The organism is Sphingopyxis sp. YF1 (assembly GCF_022701295.1).
GTDB lineage: Bacteria > Pseudomonadota > Alphaproteobacteria > Sphingomonadales > Sphingomonadaceae > Sphingopyxis.
Genome location: NZ_CP033204.1, coordinates 2,878,001 through 2,896,954, shown reverse-complemented (window position 1 = coordinate 2,896,954; position 18,954 = coordinate 2,878,001). Strand labels below are relative to the sequence as shown.

Annotated in this window: 15 protein-coding genes; 5 read left to right on the top strand and 10 right to left on the bottom strand. The window is 67.6% G+C overall.

Annotation, left to right across the window (positions count from 1 at the left end; all coding sequences use genetic code 11):
* Nucleotides 1–294: 294 nt before the first annotated feature.
* From EAO27_RS14120 to EAO27_RS14110, 3 genes are all read left to right on the top strand, one after another.
* Nucleotides 295–663: a BlaI/MecI/CopY family transcriptional regulator gene (locus tag EAO27_RS14120; RefSeq protein WP_242770806.1), complete on the top strand. Its 369-nt coding sequence runs from the start codon at nt 295–297 to the stop codon at nt 661–663.
* On the top strand, nt 660–2,381 hold the full coding sequence (locus EAO27_RS14115; RefSeq protein ID WP_242770805.1) for a M56 family metallopeptidase: 1,722 nt from the start codon (nt 660–662) through the stop codon (nt 2,379–2,381). The genes EAO27_RS14120 and EAO27_RS14115 overlap by 4 nt, the downstream gene beginning before the upstream one ends.
* 190 nt (nt 2,382–2,571) lie before the next feature.
* Entirely contained in the window at nt 2,572–3,528 is a 957-nt protein-coding gene (locus tag EAO27_RS14110) for an SEC-C domain-containing protein (protein ID WP_242770803.1), read from the top strand.
* Nucleotides 3,529–4,046: 518 nt separating this feature from the next.
* On the opposite strand, the gene EAO27_RS14105 is transcribed toward EAO27_RS14110, so the two are convergent.
* The 9 genes from EAO27_RS14105 to EAO27_RS14065 form a co-directional block, all read right to left on the bottom strand.
* Nucleotides 4,047–6,317 (bottom strand): EAL domain-containing protein, encoded by a 2,271-nt coding sequence (locus EAO27_RS14105; RefSeq protein WP_242770801.1) that lies wholly within the window; start codon nt 6,315–6,317, stop codon nt 4,047–4,049.
* A 225-nt stretch (nt 6,318–6,542) separates the two neighbouring features.
* Nucleotides 6,543–7,718, bottom strand: a complete 1,176-nt coding sequence (locus EAO27_RS14100; RefSeq protein WP_242770794.1) for an acyl-CoA dehydrogenase — start codon at nt 7,716–7,718, stop codon at nt 6,543–6,545.
* 14 nt (nt 7,719–7,732) lie between these two features.
* Entirely contained in the window at nt 7,733–8,140 is a 408-nt protein-coding gene (locus EAO27_RS14095; RefSeq protein WP_242770793.1) for a RidA family protein, read from the bottom strand.
* Nucleotides 8,137–8,541: a thioesterase family protein gene (locus EAO27_RS14090; protein ID WP_242770792.1), complete on the bottom strand. Its 405-nt coding sequence runs from the start codon at nt 8,539–8,541 to the stop codon at nt 8,137–8,139. Before EAO27_RS14090 ends, EAO27_RS14095 begins: the two co-directional genes overlap by 4 nt.
* Entirely contained in the window at nt 8,541–9,707 is a 1,167-nt protein-coding gene (locus EAO27_RS14085) for an acyl-CoA dehydrogenase family protein (RefSeq protein WP_242770791.1), read from the bottom strand. Before EAO27_RS14085 ends, EAO27_RS14090 begins: the two co-directional genes overlap by 1 nt.
* A complete protein-coding gene (locus EAO27_RS14080; protein WP_242770790.1) occupies nt 9,707–10,516 on the bottom strand; it encodes an enoyl-CoA hydratase family protein in 810 nt (269 codons plus the stop codon). The genes EAO27_RS14085 and EAO27_RS14080 overlap by 1 nt, the downstream gene beginning before the upstream one ends.
* Complete coding sequence (locus tag EAO27_RS14075; protein WP_242770789.1) at nt 10,513–11,010, bottom strand: MarR family transcriptional regulator; 498 nt, start codon at nt 11,008–11,010, stop codon at nt 10,513–10,515. The genes EAO27_RS14080 and EAO27_RS14075 overlap by 4 nt, the downstream gene beginning before the upstream one ends.
* Nucleotides 11,007–11,768 (bottom strand): SDR family NAD(P)-dependent oxidoreductase, encoded by a 762-nt coding sequence (locus EAO27_RS14070; RefSeq protein WP_242770788.1) that lies wholly within the window; start codon nt 11,766–11,768, stop codon nt 11,007–11,009. The genes EAO27_RS14075 and EAO27_RS14070 overlap by 4 nt, the downstream gene beginning before the upstream one ends.
* A 14-nt stretch (nt 11,769–11,782) precedes the next feature.
* Complete coding sequence (locus EAO27_RS14065; RefSeq protein ID WP_242770787.1) at nt 11,783–14,083, bottom strand: bifunctional salicylyl-CoA 5-hydroxylase/oxidoreductase; 2,301 nt, start codon at nt 14,081–14,083, stop codon at nt 11,783–11,785.
* A 137-nt stretch (nt 14,084–14,220) separates the two neighbouring features.
* Here EAO27_RS14065 and EAO27_RS14060 point away from each other — a divergent pair, with 137 nt between their 5' ends.
* Both EAO27_RS14060 and EAO27_RS14055 read left to right on the top strand, forming a co-directional pair.
* The gene (locus EAO27_RS14060; protein WP_242770786.1) at nt 14,221–15,390 is read left to right on the top strand and encodes a pyridoxal phosphate-dependent aminotransferase; all 1,170 of its coding nucleotides are present in this window, start codon (nt 14,221–14,223) and stop codon (nt 15,388–15,390) included.
* 43 nt (nt 15,391–15,433) lie between these two features.
* The gene (locus EAO27_RS14055) at nt 15,434–17,089 is read left to right on the top strand and encodes a DUF885 family protein (protein ID WP_242770785.1); all 1,656 of its coding nucleotides are present in this window, start codon (nt 15,434–15,436) and stop codon (nt 17,087–17,089) included.
* Nucleotides 17,090–17,166: 77 nt separating this feature from the next.
* Here EAO27_RS14055 and EAO27_RS14050 read toward each other — a convergent pair whose 3' ends face one another.
* On the bottom strand, nt 17,167–18,894 hold the full coding sequence (locus EAO27_RS14050) for an amidohydrolase family protein (RefSeq protein ID WP_242770783.1): 1,728 nt from the start codon (nt 18,892–18,894) through the stop codon (nt 17,167–17,169).
* Nucleotides 18,895–18,954 lie beyond the last annotated feature (60 nt).

Below are 18,954 nucleotides of genomic sequence, written 5' to 3'. Positions count from 1 at the left end.
CCAGTGAGCGGAACACTCGGGAACATCGATGATCATACAAGGCGCGTGCCAGATTCGGGCCGCCGTGCTTTTGTGCGGCCTCGGCTGGTTAGCGATTCCTTACCGCGCCGCGCGGGTGTCAAAAATCCCGACAGGGCCCGCCCGTGCCGTCGGCCTGGTGCGGGCGGGGTGCGGGCGGGGGGCCGAAGCATCGCCCCGCCGCTCCTCCTCCTTTCGTTCCGTTCAGCAAGCGTTCAGTCTATTGACTACATCTGTAGTCGTATTGCAGACACAAGCCGAGGGAGGGGTTCCGTCATGGCTGAACGCGCAAGCGAATCCGAGATGCAGGTCCTGACCGCGCTGTGGGACGAATCCCCGCAGACCGCGGCCGAGCTTGCGGAAAGCGTCGGCACCGCGAACGGCTGGACGCTCGCCACGGTCAAGACCCTGCTCGCGCGCCTCGTCCAGAAGGGCGCGGTCGCCGCCGAGGCCGAAGGGCGGCGCTACCTGTACCGTCCCGCGGTCGAACGCGCCGAGGCGGTCGGCGAGGAATCGCAGCGCTTCGTCGACCGGCTGTTCGGCGGCCGGGTGAGCCCGATGATCGCGCACCTCGCCGAACGCGAGGCGCTGACCGACAGCGACATCGCCGAGATCGAGGCGCTGCTCCGGAAGCTCAAGTCATGAGCGCCGCGATGCTCTTTCAGGCGTGGGCCGACACGCTCGTCACCACCGCGCTGCTCGTCCTCGCGGTCCTGCTGATCCGCAAGCCCTTTGCGCGCCATTTCGGACCGCGGCTGACCTATGCGCTGTGGGCGGTGCCCGCGTTGCGGCTGGTGCTGCCGCCGCTGCCCTTTGCCGAGCCCGTTGCCCCTCAGGCCGCGGCGCCGGTGGCCGATATCGTGCTGGTCGACATGGCCGGGGCGGCGGGCACCGGCACCCCCGCGCTGCCGGTTTCGCAGGCGGCGCCGCTCTGGTCGTTCGCCGACCTGCTGCCGTGGCTGTTCGCGCTGTGGGCGGCGGGGCTGGTCGCGGTGATCGCGACGGCGACGCTGTCGCACCAGCGTTTCCGGCGGGCGGTGCTGACGGGCGCGGTCGCGCTCGAACCGATCGGCACGATCCGGCTGGTGATGAGCGAGGCGGTCGACGGCCCGGTCGCCTTTGGCCTGTGGCATCGCTATGTCGCGGTGCCGCGCGATTTCTTTGCGCGCTATGTCGCCGAGGAGCGCGCGCTGGCGATCGACCACGAGCTGGCGCATCACCGCCACGGCGACTTGTGGGCGAACAGCGCGGCGCTGCTTCTGCTCGCGGTGCAATGGTTCAACCCCTTCGCCTGGCGCGCCATCCGCGCCTTCCGTTTCGACCAGGAGGCGGCGTGCGATGCGCGCGTGCTGACGATGAGCGACGTCGCGCCGCGCGATGTGCGCACCGCGCGCTACGCCACCGCGATCGCGAAGGCGGCGGTCGGATCGCGGCTGTCGCTCGCGGCGCCGATGGCGGTCCACGACAATCTGCAGGAGAGACTGACGATGCTGATGCAGCAGGATATTTCGAAGGAGCGCGGGCTGGTCGGCCGGCTGCTCGTCGGCGGCACGGCGCTTGCGGTGCTCGCGACGACCGCGACGCTGGTGCCCGCCGGGATCGCGAGCGCGAGCGTGCAGGACAGCGACCTGCCCGCACCGCCGCCGCCGCCGGCACCGCCCGCTCCCCCGGCCGCGCCCGACGCACCGCCGCCGCCCGAAGCCCCCGCCGCGCCCGACGCGATCGGCGATGGCCATGGCGTGATGATCTTTACCTCGAACGACGACGGCGCGGGCACCGACGCCGCCAGGCATGGCAAGCGCCGTGAAGTGCGGAGCATCATGATCCGCGAGCGCGACGGCGAGACGCCGGCGCATGTCACGATGGTTGCGCCGGGGGAGGCCGGGGCGAAGCGGTTCGAATTCCGCATGCCGGGCAGCCTGTCGCGCGACGACATCCTTGCGACGTTGAAGGAACAGGGCATCGCCGGCGCCCAGGCCGAAGCGATTGCCGACAAGCTCGAGGCGAAGCGCAAGGAAAGCTTTCGCACCGCTCTGGCGCCCATCCCCCCGATGCCCCCGATCCCGCCCATGAGCTGGTCGCCGGGCGACGGCAAGGCGCTTAGCGTCGCGCATTGCGGCAAGGGGGCGGTGCCGGTGCCGCTGGTCGATCGCGACGACAAGGATGGCGCCAGGCACAGCCGCGTGATGATGATCCGCTGCGGCGCGCCGGGCGACCGTACGGCGCAGCTGTCGGCGCTGAAGAAGGCGCGGGCGCAGTTTTCCGAAGCGCAGGCGGGGCGGCAGATGTCCGACGCGATGCGCGCGAAGGTCGCCGCCGACCTCGACCGGGCGATCGCCGAGCTCGAGCAGAAGCACGACTGACGGGTTTCGATCATGCCGCGCGCGCCTTCTCCCCGGTGGGCGCATGCGGCAGGGGCGGGGAAAGGGAGCGGGCGACCGCTCCCTTTTTCTTGGGCTGCGCGAGCGAGCGCCGGCTGCCGTCGGACAGGGAGCGATGGCGCGGAGGGCTCCGCCGTGTCATGTCGGTGACCAAATCATCGGAGTAGTCCGTGTGACCCTGATCCTCGCCGCCATGAACAAAGATTTCGTCGTGCAAGTTACCGATCGTCGCCTGACGGCCGATGGCCTCGTCGTGGATGACGAGCATGAGAAATGTTTCTCGCTCGTTTTTTCGAACTTCCGCTTTTCCGTTGCCTTTGCCGGTCTTGCGACGATCGGCTCTCACGCGACGAAAACATGGTTGATGACCACGCTCATCAATTTGGCAAAGGAAAATACGGATCCGGTCCAGATGCTCGATGGCTTGGCGACCGAACTCACCAAGCTTTTCACGACGACAATACCCATTAAGATATTGGCGCCCGACCGAAAAGCGCTGATCATATCGATTATCGGTTATAATATTTCGATCGATCCGCCCAAAGGGTTGGCGGCGGAAATTTCCAACTTGGACGACCCCCACGGGCCCTTTGGCACACGCTATTCAGGCGTCGCCGACAATGCGCCCGATGATTGGACGTGGGTTGGCGTCATGGGGAGCGGCGGACCTGCCGCTGTCCGGTTCGAGCACCGGATTCGGAAGGGGCTGAAGGCCGGCATGCCCGCAGCCGGGATGCGTGCCATGCTGGAAGGGATGGTGCGCAAGGTGGCGGACGATCCGAAAAGTGCGGGCACCGTGGGCAAGCAACTCGATTCTATCCTGTTGTATTCCGATCCCGTGCGCCCGATCGAAGGCGGCGGTTCGACCATGGTCAACCAGTTCAGTGTGCGCATGCCTTCCATGGTGTCCATCCATCCCGGCGGCGGCGGGATCGCCATGACCGACTTCACGGTTGAGGACGTTAGCGACGAGCCGGCTCCCATGGCGGTGCCCAAGGTCCACCGCAACGCGCCGTGCCCGTGCGGAGACGGCAAGCAGTACAAAAACTGCCACGGAAGCAAGCTGTTGCAACAGCCGTCTCCGATCCTCCCCGGGTTGCCGGGCAATGGGCAACTCCCCCGCTCCTGATGCGGACGACAGCGGGTCGGGGTGGCGTCGGCGCCGCTCTGAACTAGAAACCCTTCCGCTCCACCTCCGGCTTGGCGGTGCTGACAGGTGCCCCGCGTCCTTCGCGGGGGCGGAGAATGCTTGCGAACCGCGCTTCGCCGATGCCGTTGTCGTGTCGTGACATAAATCGATAGGCGAGGGGCCAATGACGAGCGTCGCAACCGGAATCGGGCCCGCCACGAGGAACGAGACCGTCGTCTTGTCGACGAAAATCTCCGATGTTTACCATGCCCCAACGAAAAAAAAAGGCCCCGGCGATGCCGAGGCCCTTTCTCTATTTCGTTCGGATCAGGCCTGACCGCCACCGCTACCGGTGCCGCCGCCGCCCATCCATCTCCAGAACCAACCCATGGGATGTCTCCTTGATGCACTGCATGCACTGCCCACGCAGAGCAGTTAACCAATCATATACCTTAATGGATATGGTAAAGCGAGTCTTAACTATGTCCATTAGTACCAGAGTGGCGGCTTTTGGGAGGTCAGGCGGAGCGGCTGTGGGGCGGGGTGGCGAGACGGGCCGCGAGTTCGGAAAATAGCTGCGGCTTTCCAAGGTGATAACCTTGGCCAACGTCGCATCCGAGTTCGGCGAGCAGCGCCATCGTCGGGGCGTCTTCAATGCCTTCGGCGACCGCGACGGCGCCGAGGCGGTGCGCGAGATCGATCGTCGATTTCACGACTTCGAAGTTGCGCTGCGAATCGCGCATCGTCATCACGAATCGCTTGTCGATCTTGATCTCGTCGGCCTCGATCTCGGTGAGATATTCGAGGTTGGACTGGCCGGTGCCATAGTCGTCGATCGACAGGCGGATGCCGGCGCGGCGCAGCTGCGCGAGCGTCTGCCGCGCCTGGCGGCTGTTTTCGATCTGCGCGGTTTCGGTGATCTCGATCGTCAGCATCTCGGCGGGCAGATGGTGCGCAGTGAGCATGACGCGGATCGTGCCGACGAGGTCGGCGTGGTCGAGCAGCGTCGCCGAGAGGTTGACCGACATGTGGATGCGCAGCCCGCGTTCCTGGAGCTGGGCGGCCGAACGGATCGCCTGGTCCATCACGAACAGGGTGAGGCGATAGATGTCCTGGCTCTTTTCGGCCTGGACGATGAATTCGTCGGGCGGAATCGGGCCGCGCGTCGGGTGCGTCCAGCGCGCGAGCGCCTCGACCCCGACGAGCTGGTGCGTGCGGATGTCATATTGCGGCTGGAAGGCGACCCAGATGTCGCCGCCGGTGAGGGCGTCCTCGAGCTGCGAGTGGAAGCTGAGCTGCCAGCCGGCGTCTTCCTTCTGCCGCGGCGCATATTTGGTCCACAAGGCACGGGTGCGCACCGCGCGTTCGGCCGCGACGAGCGCGGCGGCGAGGCGCTGCGCGTTCGACCCTTCGAATTCGTCGTTGACCCCGAAGGCGATCGCGACGTCGACGCGTAACTCGCCGATCGTCAGCGGGGCGTTGAACAGCGCGGCGAGCCCGGCGAGATGCCCCTCGATCTGGCTGTGCTGATAATAGGGGACGAGCCAGGCGAAGGTGCCGTCGAGATCGTGATGGAGCTGGGTGCCGTGGCACGCCAGCGTCAGGCGGCGCGCGACCTGGTCGACGAGCTGCTGGCTGCCCTGCCCGGGCAGGAAGGCGGCGAGATCCTCGAAATTGACGAGCTTCGCGGCGATGATCGTGGCGCTGCCGAACGGCGCCTGGCCGCGCAGCGCCTCGAAATTGGGGAGACCCGAGACGGGGTTTTCGCGCTGGGCCGAGGTGCGGCGGCGCTTGCGCGACACATTGGCGCTGACCGCGGCGACGAGGAAGAGCGAGGCGCCGATCGACGAGGTGACGAGCAGCGTCGCGAGCAGGACCTTGCCGACGATCGCGGCGCCCACCGCGGCGAAGGCGATCGGCGCGTACCAGCGCTGGAAGCGCGGCAGCAGCGCGACGAGGAGCGTGAGCAGCATCGCCGCGAGCGGGGGGATCCAGCCGATATCGACCGGGTTGCCGCGCTTGAGCGTCTCGCCCGCGATCAGATGGATATAGGCGCCGGGCACGAGATCGTGGCCGGGGAGGTAATGCGCGTCCTGGAAGGTCGAGGCGGTCGGCGCGAAGATGACGTCCTTGTCCTTGAGCCGGGCGGGATCGACGCGCCCCGCGAGCAGGTCGGCGGCGCCATATTGGGGGATGCTGTCGGTGTCGTAGGACAGGTCGAGCCGGAAGCTGCGGGGCTCGGGCGAGGTCTTGCCGCCGAGCAGCGAGGCGAAGCTGGGGAGCTTGCGCCCGTCGGCGACATAGGTGATCGGCACCGACCAGACCTGCCAGAATTCATAATCCCACGCGATGCTCGCGAGCTGCGCCTCTTCGCCGAAGGCGGGGTTGGGAAAGATCGAGCGGGTGCGGTCGGTGCCCGGCATCGATTTGGTCGCGACGGCAAGCACCGCGCGGTCGCCGAGCCGGCGCACCGTATCGGTCAGGCGCGAGAAATCGGGATCCGATTCGCGGCGGTCGAAAAAGAAATCGAGAAAGATGCGCTTCGCGCCCGCCTTGTCGATCGCGTCGATGACCTCGGCATATTGGGTCATCGAAAAGCTGCCGCCTGGGGTCTGGCCGAGGGTGCGGTCGTCGAGCGCGACGATGACGATATCGCCCGAAACCGGGCGATCGCCGAGCCGGCTCGTCGCGGTCGCGATCATCCGGTCGGCAAGCTCGCCCGCCGTCGAGACGCCGACGAGGATGCTGAGCAGCAGCGCGAGCCCGAGAGTCCGCCAGCTGACGATCATCCTGTTGACAACAAGTGGCACGCGCACACGTCTCCGGCAATTGCCGGTCGTGCCTATCGGCCGATGGTTATCATCGCGTTAATGATGAAGGAAATCTTGCGGTTTTCCGGGGCGGGTGGCACCCCGGCGCGCGCTTTCAAGCCTTGCCGCCCCGCCGCGCCGAAAGGCGACCGGAGGGGCGGCAAGGGGGCGCCCGCCGCCCGCAGGCGGGGGCGCTCCGGGGGCTCAGAAAGCGGCGATGCCGGTGATCGCGCGGCCGAGGATCAGCGCGTGGACGTCGTGCGTGCCCTCGTAGGTGTTGACCGTTTCGAGGTTCATCGCGTGGCGGATGACCTGATATTCGCCGCTGATGCCGTTGCCGCCGTGCATGTCGCGCGCCGCGCGGGCGATATCGAGCGCCTTGCCGACATTGTTGCGCTTGACGATCGAGATCATCTCGGGCGCGAACCTGCCCGCGTCGATCAGCCGCCCGACGCGCAGGCTCGCCTGCAGGCCGAGCGCGATGTCGGTCTCCATGTCGGCGAGCTTTTTCTGGAACAGCTGCGTCGCGGCGAGCGGGCGGCCGAACTGGTGCCGGTCGAGCCCATATTGGCGCGCCGCGTGGAAGCAGAATTCGGCGGCGCCGAGCGCGCCCCAGCTGATCCCGTAACGCGCGCGATTGAGGCACGAGAAGGGACCTTTCAGTCCCTCGACTTCGGGGAGCAGCGCGTCGTCGGACACCTCGACCTCGTCCATCACGACCATGCCGGTGATCGAGGCGCGCAGGCTGAGCTTGCCCTCGATCTTCGGCGCCGACAGGCCCTTCATGCCCTTTTCGAGCACGAAGCCGCGGATCGCGCCGCCGTGCGCGTCCGATTTGGCCCAGACGACGAAGACGTCGGCGATCGGTGCGTTCGAGATCCACGTCTTGGTCCCCGACAGGCGATAGCCGCCGTCGACCTTGGTGGCGCGGGTGCGCATCCCGCCCGGATCGCTGCCTGCATCGGGTTCGGTGAGGCCGAAGCAGCCGATCCACTCACCGCTCGCGAGCTTCGGCAGGTAGCGCCGCTTCTGCGCTTCCGACCCGAAGGCGTGGATCGGGTACATGACGAGGCTCGACTGCACGCTCATCATCGAGCGATAGCCCGAATCGACGCGCTCGACCTCGCGCGCGACGAGGCCGTAGGCGACATAGGAGGCGCCGACGCCGCCATAGGTTTCGGGGATCGTCGGGCCGAGCAGCCCGAGCTCGCCCATCTCGCGAAAGATTTCGGGATCGGTGCTCTCGGTCGCGAACGCCTCGATCGCGCGCGGCGCAAGGCGGTCCTGCGCATAGGCGCGCGCGCTGTCGCGGATCATGCGCTCGTCGTCCTCGAGCTGATCGTCGAGGAGGAAGGGATCGGCCCAGTCGAATTTTTGCATCTTGCTGTCCTTGCTCAGGCGGCGTCGGGGACGACGGCGATCGTCTCGATCTCGATCTTCGCTTCGGCCTCGACCAGCGCGACGACCTCGACGACGGCCATCGCCGGGAAATTCTTGCCGATCAGTTCGCGATAGGCGTCGCCGATCGCGGGCAGGCTGGCGAGATATTCGTCGCGGCTGGTTACATACCAGGTCATGCGCACGATATGTTCGGGCCCCGCGCCGGCTTCGGCGAGGATCGCGAGCGTGTTGAGCAGCACCTGGCGGAACTGGCCGCCGAGATCGGCGGCGACGAAGCGTTCCTCGGCATCCCAGCCGACGACGCCGGCGGTGAAGACCATGCGGCCGGTGGCCGCGACGCCGTTGGCGTAGCCGCGCGGGCGTTTCCAGCCGGGGGGGAGAAGGCTTTGGTGGGCGGTCATGACAATTCCTTGTTCAGTCGTTCGAGGAGGTCGGGCGGCCAGGCGTGCGAGCTGCCTTCGGCCAGATTGGTGAGCACCTGCGTGAAGCGCACCGCGAAGCGCGGCGTACCGGCGCAGGCGACGTCGACCGCGAGGTCGATCGAACTGCGCCCGACGCGGGTGACCGCGACGGTGAAGTCGAGCCGGTCGCCGAGCCGGCTCGGCGCGGCGAAATCGGCGTGCAGGCTGACCGTCGGCAGGCCGAGGCCCATATCGAGGTGCAGCGTCCGCCGGTCGATGCCGAGCACCGCCGCCGTCCAGTCCTCGATCGCCGCGTCGCACAGTTCGAAATAGCGCGGATAATAAGCGATGCCCGCCGGATCGCAGTGCGCGAAGCGCAGCGGCAGGCTGGTTTCGAACATCAGGGCGCGCTCTGGGCGAGGTGCTGGCGTGCGATGACGACCTTCTGCACTTCCGACGCGCCTTCGTAGATGCGCAGCGCGCGCACCTCGCGATAGAGCGCCTCGACGGGCGTGCCGACGGTGACGCCGAGCCCGCCGAACATCTGCACCGCCTTGTCGATCACCACCTGCGCGCTGTCGGTCGCGTGGAGCTTGGCGAGCGCGGCCTCGCGCGTGTTGCGTTCGCCGCGCACGTCGCGGAGCCAGCCGGCGCGATAGATGAGGAGCGCCGACGTATCGACGTCGAGCACCATTTCGGCGAGCTTCGACTGGGTCACCGCATTGTCGGCGAGCGTCCCGGCGCCGAGCTTGCGGAGCTTCGCGCGCGCCGTGGCGTCGTCGAGCGCGCGGCGCGCGAAGCCGAGCGCCGCGGCGCCGACGGTGGTGCGGAAGATGTCGAGCGTCGCCATCGCCTGCGCAAAGCCGCGTCCCGCCTCGCCGAGCAACGCGGTTTCGGGGATCGTCATGCCGGTGAAGGTCAGCGTCGCGAGCGGGTGCGGCGCGATCACCGCGATGCGCTCGGTCACCGCAAGGCCCGCGGTGTCGGCGTCGACGATGAAGGCCGACACGCCCTTCGCGCCCGGCGCCTCGCCGGTGCGTGCGAAGAGGACATAATAGTCGGCGATGCCGCCGTTCGAGATATAGGTCTTTGCCCCGTTGACGACATAGCCGCCCGCCGTGCGCTCGGCGGTGGTGTCCATCGATGCGACGTCCGACCCCGACGCGGGCTCGGTGAGCGCGAAGGCCGCGATCTTCCGGCCCGCCGCGACCTCGGGCAGATAGGCCTGCTTCTGCGCTTCGGTGCCGAAGAGACTGATCGTGCCCGAGCCGAGTCCCTGCATCGCAAAGGCGAAATCGGCGAGCCCCGAGTGGCGCGCGAGCGTTTCGCGGATCAGTGCGAGCGAGCGGATGTCGAGGCTGTCGTGCACCCCGCCATAGGCGGCGGGGACGCAGTAGCGCAGCCAGCCGGCGTCGCCGAGCGCGCGCACCAGCTTGCGGCATTCGCCGTCGATGTCGTCCGAATGATCGTGCGCGATGTTCGCGCTGCACCAGTCGTCGAGCTCGATCGCGAGGCGGCGGTGACCGTCGTCGAGGAACGGCCAGTCGAGGAAGCTGCGGTCGGCCATCAGTCGCCCGCGAACTCGGGGGTGCGCTTTTCGGCGAAGGCTTCGAAGGCGCGGCGGAAGTCCTTGGTCGCCATGCAGATCGCCTGCGCCTGCGCTTCCATCTCGATCGCGGTTTCGACCGAGACCGACCATTCGGTGCTGAGCTGGGTCTTGGTGATGCCGTGCGCGAAGGTCGGGCCGGCGGCGAGCGATCGTGCCAGCTTGGTGGCTTCGTCGAGCAATACGTCGGCGTCGACGATGCGGTTGTGGAAGCCCCAGCGCTCGCCTTCCTCGGCGCCCATCATGCGGCCGGTGTAGAGCAGGTCCGACGCGCGGCCCTGGCCGATGATGCGCGGCAGGATCGCGCAGGCGCCCATGTCGCAGCCGGCGAGGCCGACGCGGGTGAAGAGGAAGGCGGTCTTGGCCGCCGGGGTCGCGATGCGCAGGTCCGACGCCATCGCCATGATCGCGCCGGCGCCGACGCAGATGCCGTCGATCGCGGCGATCACGGGCTGCGGACAGGCGCGCATCGCCTTGACCAGATCGCCGGTCATGCGCGTGAAGTTCAAGAGTTCGGGCATCGCCATTTCGGTGAGCGGGCCGATGATTTCATGGACGTCGCCGCCCGACGAGAAATTGCCGCCCGCGCCGGTGACGACGATCGCCTTGACCGCCGGCACATAGACGAGCGCGCGGAAGGTGTCGCGCAGTTCGGCATAGCTTTCGAAGGTCAGCGGGTTCTTGCGGTCGGGGCGGTTCAGCGTGACGGTGGCGACACCGCCTTCGAACTGCCAGCCGAAATGTTCGGGCGAAAAGCTTTCGGGATTCATGCCTCTTCCTTTCCATGGTCGGCGGCGAGCGAATCTTTGAGCGCGCCGAGGAGATCGTAAAGCGTCGTGCGCTGGTCGCGGGTGAGCCCCGCGAGCATCGCGTCGATCCAGTCGTGATGCGCGTCCGCGAGCCCCGCGAAGCAGTCGCGGCCTTCCTGCGTCAGGCGGACGATCGAGGCGCGACCGTCGCTGGGGGAGGGGGCGATGCTGACATAGCGGTCGCGCGCGAGCGTCTGGACGACGCCGGTGACATTGCCGTTCGACACGAGCAGCGCCGCCGACAATTGCCCCATCGTCATGCCTTCGGGGTGGCGATCGAGCGCGGCCATCACGTCGAAGCGCGGCAGGGTGATGCCGTGCTGGTCCGAAAAGCGCCGCTTGAGACGCTTTTCGATCACCGTGGTGCAGGTCAGCATGCGCAGCCAGAGGCGGACGTTGCCGCGATCGTCGAGCGCGCCGTCGTGCTTTTCGCGGATCGGAGCGACCTTGGTCACATCACTTCCCCGCCCGCGACCATCACCGCCTGTCCGGTGACCGAACGGCTGGCGGGCAGGCAGAGCCAGAGCACCGCTTCGGCGACCTCGGCGGGCTCGATCAGCCGTTTCTGCGGATTGTAGCGCGTCAGCTCGGCGATCGCCTCGTCGGCGCTGCGGCCGGTCTTGGCCTGGATATTGGCGACCGCCTGCCCGACGATATCGGTGTCGGTGAAGCCCGGGCACACGGCGTTGGCGGTGAGCGGGGTCGCGGCGAATTCGGTGGCGAGCGCGCGCATCAGCCCGATCGCGCCGTGCTTCGAGGCGACATAGGGGGCGGTATAACCATAGCCCTTGACCCCCGCGGTCGAGGCGACGGTGACGATGCGTCCGGCCGGCGCGGCGAGCAGGTCGGGCAGCGCCGCCTGGCAGCAATGAAAGAGCGCGTCGAGATTGACCGCCATCGTCGTGCGCCACGCCTCCGCCGTGACGCGCGCGAAGGGCGCGCTCGGCGCGACGCCGGCGTTGTTGATCAGGATCGAGATCGGACCGTGCGCGGCGCGCGCCGACGCAAAGGCGGCATCGACCGCGGCGCGATCGGCGACGTCGGCGGGGGCGACGTGCGCGCCGGGAAGCGTCGCGGCGACCGCGTCGAGCGCGTCGCGGCGGCGCCCGACGAGCGTCAGCCGCGCGCCCTCGGCCGCGAGCGCCTGCGCCACCGCGGCGCCGATCCCCGATCCGCCGCCGGTGACGACGGCATGCACATGTTCGAGCCGCATCGCTGCCTCCTGTCTCAGCCCCGCAGGGCCGCTTCCTGTTCGGCCGCGCGCTTCATGTTGCGCGCGAGCTGGCCCATGCCGTTGAGATAGGCGGGCGGCACCGCGGCGCCGCGATATTCGTGCTGCGCGGCGGCGCGCAGCGTCCACATCGGATCGATCATGTGCGGGCGGCCCAGCGCGACGAGGTCGGCGCGGCCCGCGGCGAGGATCGAATTGACATGGTCGGTCTCGAAGATGTTGCCGACCGCCATCGTCGATACGCGTGCTTCGTTGCGGATCTGGTCGGCGAAGGGGGTCTGGAACATGCGGCCGTAGACCGGCGTGCAATCGGCCCAGGTCTGCCCCGCCGAGACGTCGATCAGGTCGGCGCCCGCGGCGTGGAACGCCTCGGCGATCCGCACCGCCTCGTCGGGGGTCACGCCCTGGTCGCCCATCCAGTCGGTCGCCGAAATGCGCACCGACATCGGGCGGTCGGCGGGCCACGCCTCGCGCATCGCGGCGAACACCTCGAGCGGGAAGCGCAGCCGGTTTTCGAGGCTGCCGCCATAATCGTCGGTGCGGCGGTTCTGCATCGGGGTGATGAAGCTCGACAGGAGATAACCGTGCGCGGCGTGCAGTTCGATCATGTCGAACCCGGCGTAGATCGCCATGCGCGTCGCGGCGACGAACTGGTCGCGCACCTGATCCATATCGGTCCGCGTCATCGGGCGCGGGGGCTGGTTGGCCGCGCTCCACGGCACGTCGGACGCGGCGATCAGCGGCCAGTTTCCGGTGTCGAGCGGCTCGTCCATCCCCTCCCAGCCGATCTTCGTCGATCCCTTGGCGCCCGAATGGCCGAGCTGAAGGCAGATTTTCGCCTGGCTCTCGCGGTGGACGAAATCGACGATGCGGCGCCACGCGGCGGCATGGTCGGGGGCGTACATGCCGGGGCAGCCGGGGGTGATGCGCGCCTCGGGCGAGACGCAGGTCATTTCGGTATAGACCAGTCCCGCGCCGCCCTGCGCCCGCGTGCCATAGTGGACGAGATGGAAATCGCCGGGGGTGCCGTCCTCGGCCGAATACATCGCCATCGGCGACACGACGATGCGGTTTTCGAGCGTCATCTCGCGCAGCTGGTAGGGCGCGAACATCGGCGGTGCGTTCCGGTCCCGACCGCCGGGGGCCTGCGACTGGAACCAGCGCTCGACGCCTTCGAGCCAGCCCTTGTCGCGCAGCCGGAGATTCTCGTGGCTGACGCGCTGCGAGCGGGTGAGCAGCGAATAGGCGAACTGGATCGGCGCGAAGGGCAGGTAGCGGTCGAGCGTTTCGAACCATTCGGTCGAATTGCGCGCGCTGTTCTGGAGCTTCAGGACCTCGACGCTGCGTTCGGCCTGATATTCGGCGAGCGCGGCGGCGCGATCGAGGCCGGGGCGGCTCAGCACCTCGGCGAGCTTGATCGCATCCTCGATCGCGAGCTTGGTGCCCGATCCGATCGAGAAATGCGCGGTGTGCGCGGCGTCGCCGAGCAGGATGAGCTTGTCGTACGACCAGCGTCCGGTGATGATGCGGCGGAAATTGAGCCACGCCGCTGACCCGCGCAGGTGCGACGCGTTCGTCATCAGCCTGTTGCCGTCCAGATATTTGGCGAAGACGCGCTCGCTCCACGCGATCGCCTCGTCGGGGCCCTGCCGGTCGAGCCCGAGCTTCTCCCAGGTTTCGGGCGCCATTTCGACGATGAAGGTCGAAAGATTGTCGTCGAAACGATAGGCGTGCGCCCACACCCAGCCCTCTTCGAGCTGTTCGAAGGCGAAGGTGAAGGCGTCGAAGGTCTTGTGCGTGCCGAGCCAGATATATTTGTTGCGGCGCGTCTGGATGTCGATGTCGAAATGTTCGGCATAGGCGTCGCGGATGCGGCTGTTCGCGCCGTCGGCGGCGATGACGAGGTCGTAGTCGGCCCATTCGGCGAGGTCGGCGCTCGCTTCATGCTCGAAATGCAGCCCGACGCCGAGTTCGCGCGCGCGGTCCTGCATGATCCGGAGCAGGCGCTTGCGGCCGATGCCGATGAAACCATGGCCGGTCGAACGGACGCATTCGCCATGGATATGGACGTCGATATCGTCCCAGTGGGTGAATTCGTCGCGGATCGTCGCGCCGCTGACGGGGTCGTTCGCCATCAGATTCTCGACCGTCTGGTCCGAGAAGACGACCCCCCAGCCGAAGGTGTCGTCGGCGCGGTTGCGTTCGAACACATCGACCTGGTGCGCGGGGTCGCGCAGCTTCATCGAGATCGCGAAATAGAGGCCGGCCGGTCCGCCGCCCACGCAGGCAATCTTCACTGCAAGAGACTCCATCGGGGATTGATGCGTCGATTCCTAAGCCGCGGCACAAGAAGCTTCAAGCCTAAAATTTTAAGCTTGAAATATCCTTTATCACACAATTATTCACGTGTAGGGAATCGCTCGGAGGATCGAATATGAAGTGGCCGGCACAACGTCTCGCGACGGGATCGAAGAAAAGTTTTGGCATGTACGACGAGGCGGCGAAGCTCGACGCCGAGGGCGTCGACCTGATCCATCTCGAGTTCGGCCGGCCGCATGCGGACACCCCGCTGCACATCAAGGAGGCCGCGAAGGCGGCGCTCGACGCGGGTATCGTCCACTATGGCGATTTTCGCGGCACGCTGTCGTTCCGCGAGGCGCTGGCGCGCAAGCTGCGCGACTTCAACCGCCTCGACTACGGGGCCGACGAGATCCTCGTCACCAACGGGCTGACCCACGCCTCCTTCGCGGCCTTCATGGCGGCGATCGATCCGGGCGACGAGGTCATCCTGCTCGATCCCTATTATCCGCAGCACATCGGCAAGACCGAGATCGCGGGGGGCAAGGTGGTGATCGCCGAGCTCGACAAGGCCGACAATTTTGCGATCTCGAAAGCGCGGATCGCGGCGAAGATCACCGACAAGACGCGGATGATCGTGCTGATCAACCCCGCCAACCCGACCGGCCGCGTCTATTCGCGCGCCGAGTTGCAGGAGGTCGCGGACCTCGCGATCAAGCACGATCTGCTCGTGCTGTCGGACGAGGTGTATGAATATATCACCTATGGCGGCGCCGAGCATATCAGCATCGCCAGCCTGCCCGGGATGCGCGAGCGCACGATCACCTGCTTCGCCTTCACCAAGGCCTATTCGATGGACGGCTGGCGGATCGGCTATCTGACCGCCGATGCGGCGCTGATGCCCGCGATCCTGCGCATCGCGATGACCGACGTGACGCACGTCAACGTCTTTGTCCAGGAAGGCGCGCGCGCCGCGGTCGAGGGGCCGCAGGACGCGATGCACGCACTGGTCGAGGCCGACCGGCGCAAGCGCGACATCGTCGTGCAGGCGCTCAACCAGATGCCCGGCGTCACCTGCGCCGAGCCCGAGGGCACCATCTATGCCTTTCCCGACATCAGCGGAACGGGCAAGAGCTCGACCGACCTCGCGATGGCGATCCTCAAGGAAGCGCATGTCGTCGTCGAATCGGGCAGCTTCTATGGCCCGAGCGGCGAAGGTTATCTGCGCGTCTGCTTCGGATCCGAATCGGAAGCGCGCGTGACCGAGGCGATGGAGCGGCTCGGCCGCTTCTTCAACAGCCTCTGACAACCGACGGGCCGCATCGGGCCGACATGACAGGGAGTATTCGATGACGAAGACGCTGCGACTGGCCGCTGCCCTGATGGCCGCGCCCCTGTTCATGACCGCCGCGCCGGTGCCGCCGGCCGCGGCGAGCGAGGCGGCGCCCGCGGGCTATTCGGACCTGCTCGCGCTCTATGCCGAATTCCGCGCCTTCGTCGCGCCGCCGATGGTGAAGGGGGTTCCCGACTATTCGCCCGTGGCGATGGCGAAGCAGAAGGCCGGGCTGGAAACGTTCCAGGCGCGGCTGAAGGCGATCGACGACAGCGGCTGGCCGGTGGCGCAGCGCGTCGATTATATGGTCGTGCTCGCCGAGATGCGCGGGCTGGAATTCCAGCATCGCGTCGTCGAGCCGTGGAAGCGCGACCCCGCCTTCTACAGCACCACCAACCTTGGCTTCGGGCCGAAGATGCACGGCGCGATCGCGATCCCCAAGCTGCCGCTGGCCAAGGACAAGACCGCCGCCTTCAAGGCGCAGCTCGACGCGGTGCCCGAGGCGTTGCGGCAGGCGCGGGCGAACCTGATCGACGCGCGCGGCGACCTTGCGCGGCTCGCCATCGCGCAGAAGGCGGTCGAGGTGAACGTCTATGGCGAACTCGCCGACCGCGCGGCGAAGGTGCAGCCCGCGCTCGCAGCGCCGGCACGGCGCGCGCAGGCGGCGGCGGCGGAGTTCAAGGCCTGGCTCGAAGGCATCGAGGCGGGGCTGCCCGCGCACGGCGGCGTCGGCCGCGACAATTATGCCTGGTATCTGAAGAATGTCCTGCTGCTCCCCTACACCCCCGAAGAGATCGGGGTGATCGGCGAGCGCGAATATCAGCGCCAGCTCGCCTTCCTGAAGATCGAGGAGCATCGCAACCGCGCCATCGCGATGCCCGAACCCGTCGCGACCCGCGAGGAATTCGACGCCAAGCGCAAGGTCGAGGACGAGGATCTGCTCGCCTTCCTGCGCGACGGCGACTGGGTCACCATCCCCGACTATGTCCGGCACGACCCCGAGGAAGGGCCGTATCAATTCCCGTTCGAAAAGGACCCGTCGAAGCCGGGTCTGTTCGATCCGCCGCTGCATCTCCATTTCTTTTTTCAGGCCGAATTCCGCGACGGCCGCCCGCTGCGCGCGCACAATCTGCCCGGGCACGCCTTCGACGCCTTGCAGGCGGCGCGCGACACGCGGCCGGTGCGCGGCGCACCGCGGCTGTTCTTCGTCAACGGCCTGCGCAACGAGGGCTGGGCCTTTTATCTGGAGGAGCTGATCGTCCAGGCGGGGATGCTCGAGGACCGGCCGAAGACGCGCGAGATCGACTATATCCTCGGCGCCAAGCGCGCGGCGCGGGTGATGCCCGAGCTCAAGATGCAGGCGAACGAATGGACGTGGAGCCAGGCGAATGAATCGCTGATCGCGCGCACGCCCAAATGGATGAAGCCGGGCGACGCGGTCGCGCAGTTCGACATCGAGCTCTACCTGCGCCAGCCGGGTTATGGCATCGGCTATTATATGGGCAAGGTCGAACTCGAAAAGCTGCTCGCCGACGTTGCGATGCAGGAAGGCGACGCGTTCGACATCAAGCGCTTCCACGATCGTTTCCGCGCGGCGGGATCGATCCCCATTTCGCTGATCCGCTGGGAAATGACCGGGCGCGACGACGAAATCCGGGCGATGCGCGACTAGCGCGGCGAGCGATAAATCAGCACCATCCCGAAGCCCGACAGGCTCAGGGCTGACGGTTTATATCGAACGCACGCCGCTTACGCCGCCAATCGCCGCGCGCCGCGCACCAGCCGGCCGGGCAGCGCGCCGCTGTGCGTGCCGCCGCGGTAGGTGACGACCCCCGACACGATCGTCGCGTCGTAGCCGTCGGCGAGCTGGCGCAGCCGCCGTCCGCCCGCGGGCAGGTCGTTGACCACCGACGGATTGTGCAGGCGCAGCGCCGCGAGATCGATGATGTTGATGTCGGCCTTTGCCCCGACCGTCAGCCGGCCGCGGTCGCCGAGGCCGATCATGTCGGCGGGCTCGCTGGTCAGCGCCGCGACCGCCGTTTCGAGCGCGATGCGCTGGCCCGGCGCGGCGTCGACCGTCCAGCGCCTGAGATAGAAGGTCGGAAAGCTCGCGTCGCAGATCATGCCGTAATGCGCGCCGCCGTCGGCGAGCCCGACGACCGTGCCGGGGTGAGCGAGCATGGTGTGCACCGCGTCGAGGTTGCCGTCGCGATAATTGGCACCCGGCTGGTAGAGCAGCGCGCGGCCGTCCTGTTCGAGGAGCAGGTCATAGGCATATTCCTCCGCCGACAGGCCGAGTGCGGCGGCGCGATTGTCGATCCGGTCGGCAAGGTCGGGTTCGTAGTCGGGGGTTTCGCCCATCGGATAGGCAAAGCGGAACGCCTTGACCGTGGCGAGCGAAACCGGATTGCTGTCCTCGGGCTGTTCGGCGAGCAGCCGCGCGCGGAAATCGGGATCGCGCATCGCCGCGACCTTGTCGGTGAGCGGGCGGTCGAGCAGCGGGCGGAAACTCGGGTGCATCGAAAAGGGATGGAAGCTGAGGTCGAGACCATAGAACATGCCGACCGGCCGCGGCGCGACCTGCGCGCGGATCGGCAGCCCCGCGTCGCGCGCGTCGGTCAGCGCGTCGAGCGACGCGCGCCATTCGGCGGGGTCGCCGGCGGGCATCTGGAGCAGCGAATAGGAAAGCGGGCGCCCGGCGGCTTCGGCGAGCCGCCGCATCAGCGCGAATTCGTCGCGCGCCGGCCCCATGACGCGCGGGATGATCTGGAACACCCCGTCATCGGCGTCGCGCAGGCCGTGCGCGAGCGCGGTCAGCTCATCCTCTTCGGAAAACAGGCTGGGTGCGAGTTCGCCGGCCTTGGTGCGGTGCATCAGGTTGCGCGAGGTGCTGACCCCCAGCGCACCGGCGCGGATCGCCTCGGTGGTGAGCGCGCGCATCTGTGCCAGATCGTTCGCATTGGGCGGCTCGTGATCGGCGGCGCGGGCGCCCATCACGAAGACGCGCAGCGCTGAATGCGGCAATTGCGTCGCGACGTCGACGTCGAGCGCGCGGGCGTCGAGGGCGTCGAGATATTCGGGAAAGGTCTCCCAGTTCCACGGCAGGCCCTCGGTCATCACGACTTCGGGCACATCCTCCACCCCCTCCATCACCGCGACGAGCATGTCGCGCTGGTCGGGCTTGCACGGCGCGAAGCCGACCCCGCAATTGCCCATCAGCACCGTCGTCACGCCATGGTTGGAGGAGGGGGCGAGCCGCGTCTCCCACAAGGCCTGTCCATCATAGTGGGTGTGGACGTCGACGAAGCCGGGGGTGACGATGCGGCCGGTGGCATCGATCTCCTCGCGCCCGCGGCCGTCGACCCGGCCGATCGCGGCGATGCGGCCGTCCTGCACCGCGAGATCGCCGACCGCGCCGGGATTGCCGAGGCCGTCGACGATCGTTCCGCCGCGAATCACCAGATCATAATCGGCCATGATGCTCTCCCTGTCGCCGTTCTGCCGCGGGCATAGCATCGGCGGGCATCGCAAAATGTC

Excerpts from the sequence above, each read along its gene's own strand:
- EAO27_RS14050 (WP_242770783.1), bottom strand. The coding sequence starts at position 18,894 with ATGGCCGATTATGATCTGGTGATTCGCGGCGGAACGATCGTCGACGGC.
- EAO27_RS14120 (WP_242770806.1), top strand. The coding sequence starts at position 295 with ATGGCTGAACGCGCAAGCGAATCCGAGATGCAGGTCCTGACCGCGCTG.
- EAO27_RS14070 (WP_242770788.1), bottom strand. The coding sequence starts at position 11,768 with ATGCGGCTCGAACATGTGCATGCCGTCGTCACCGGCGGCGGATCGGGG.
- EAO27_RS14085 (WP_242770791.1), bottom strand. The coding sequence starts at position 9,707 with ATGGCCGACCGCAGCTTCCTCGACTGGCCGTTCCTCGACGACGGTCAC.
- EAO27_RS14090 (WP_242770792.1), bottom strand. The coding sequence starts at position 8,541 with ATGTTCGAAACCAGCCTGCCGCTGCGCTTCGCGCACTGCGATCCGGCG.
- EAO27_RS14060 (WP_242770786.1), top strand. The coding sequence starts at position 14,221 with ATGAAGTGGCCGGCACAACGTCTCGCGACGGGATCGAAGAAAAGTTTT.
- EAO27_RS14080 (WP_242770790.1), bottom strand. The coding sequence starts at position 10,516 with ATGAATCCCGAAAGCTTTTCGCCCGAACATTTCGGCTGGCAGTTCGAA.
- EAO27_RS14115 (WP_242770805.1), top strand. The coding sequence starts at position 660 with ATGAGCGCCGCGATGCTCTTTCAGGCGTGGGCCGACACGCTCGTCACC.
- EAO27_RS14095 (WP_242770793.1), bottom strand. The coding sequence starts at position 8,140 with ATGACCGCCCACCAAAGCCTTCTCCCCCCCGGCTGGAAACGCCCGCGC.
- EAO27_RS14100 (WP_242770794.1), bottom strand. The coding sequence starts at position 7,718 with ATGCAAAAATTCGACTGGGCCGATCCCTTCCTCCTCGACGATCAGCTC.
- EAO27_RS14105 (WP_242770801.1), bottom strand. The coding sequence starts at position 6,317 with ATGATCGTCAGCTGGCGGACTCTCGGGCTCGCGCTGCTGCTCAGCATC.
- EAO27_RS14055 (WP_242770785.1), top strand. The coding sequence starts at position 15,434 with ATGACGAAGACGCTGCGACTGGCCGCTGCCCTGATGGCCGCGCCCCTG.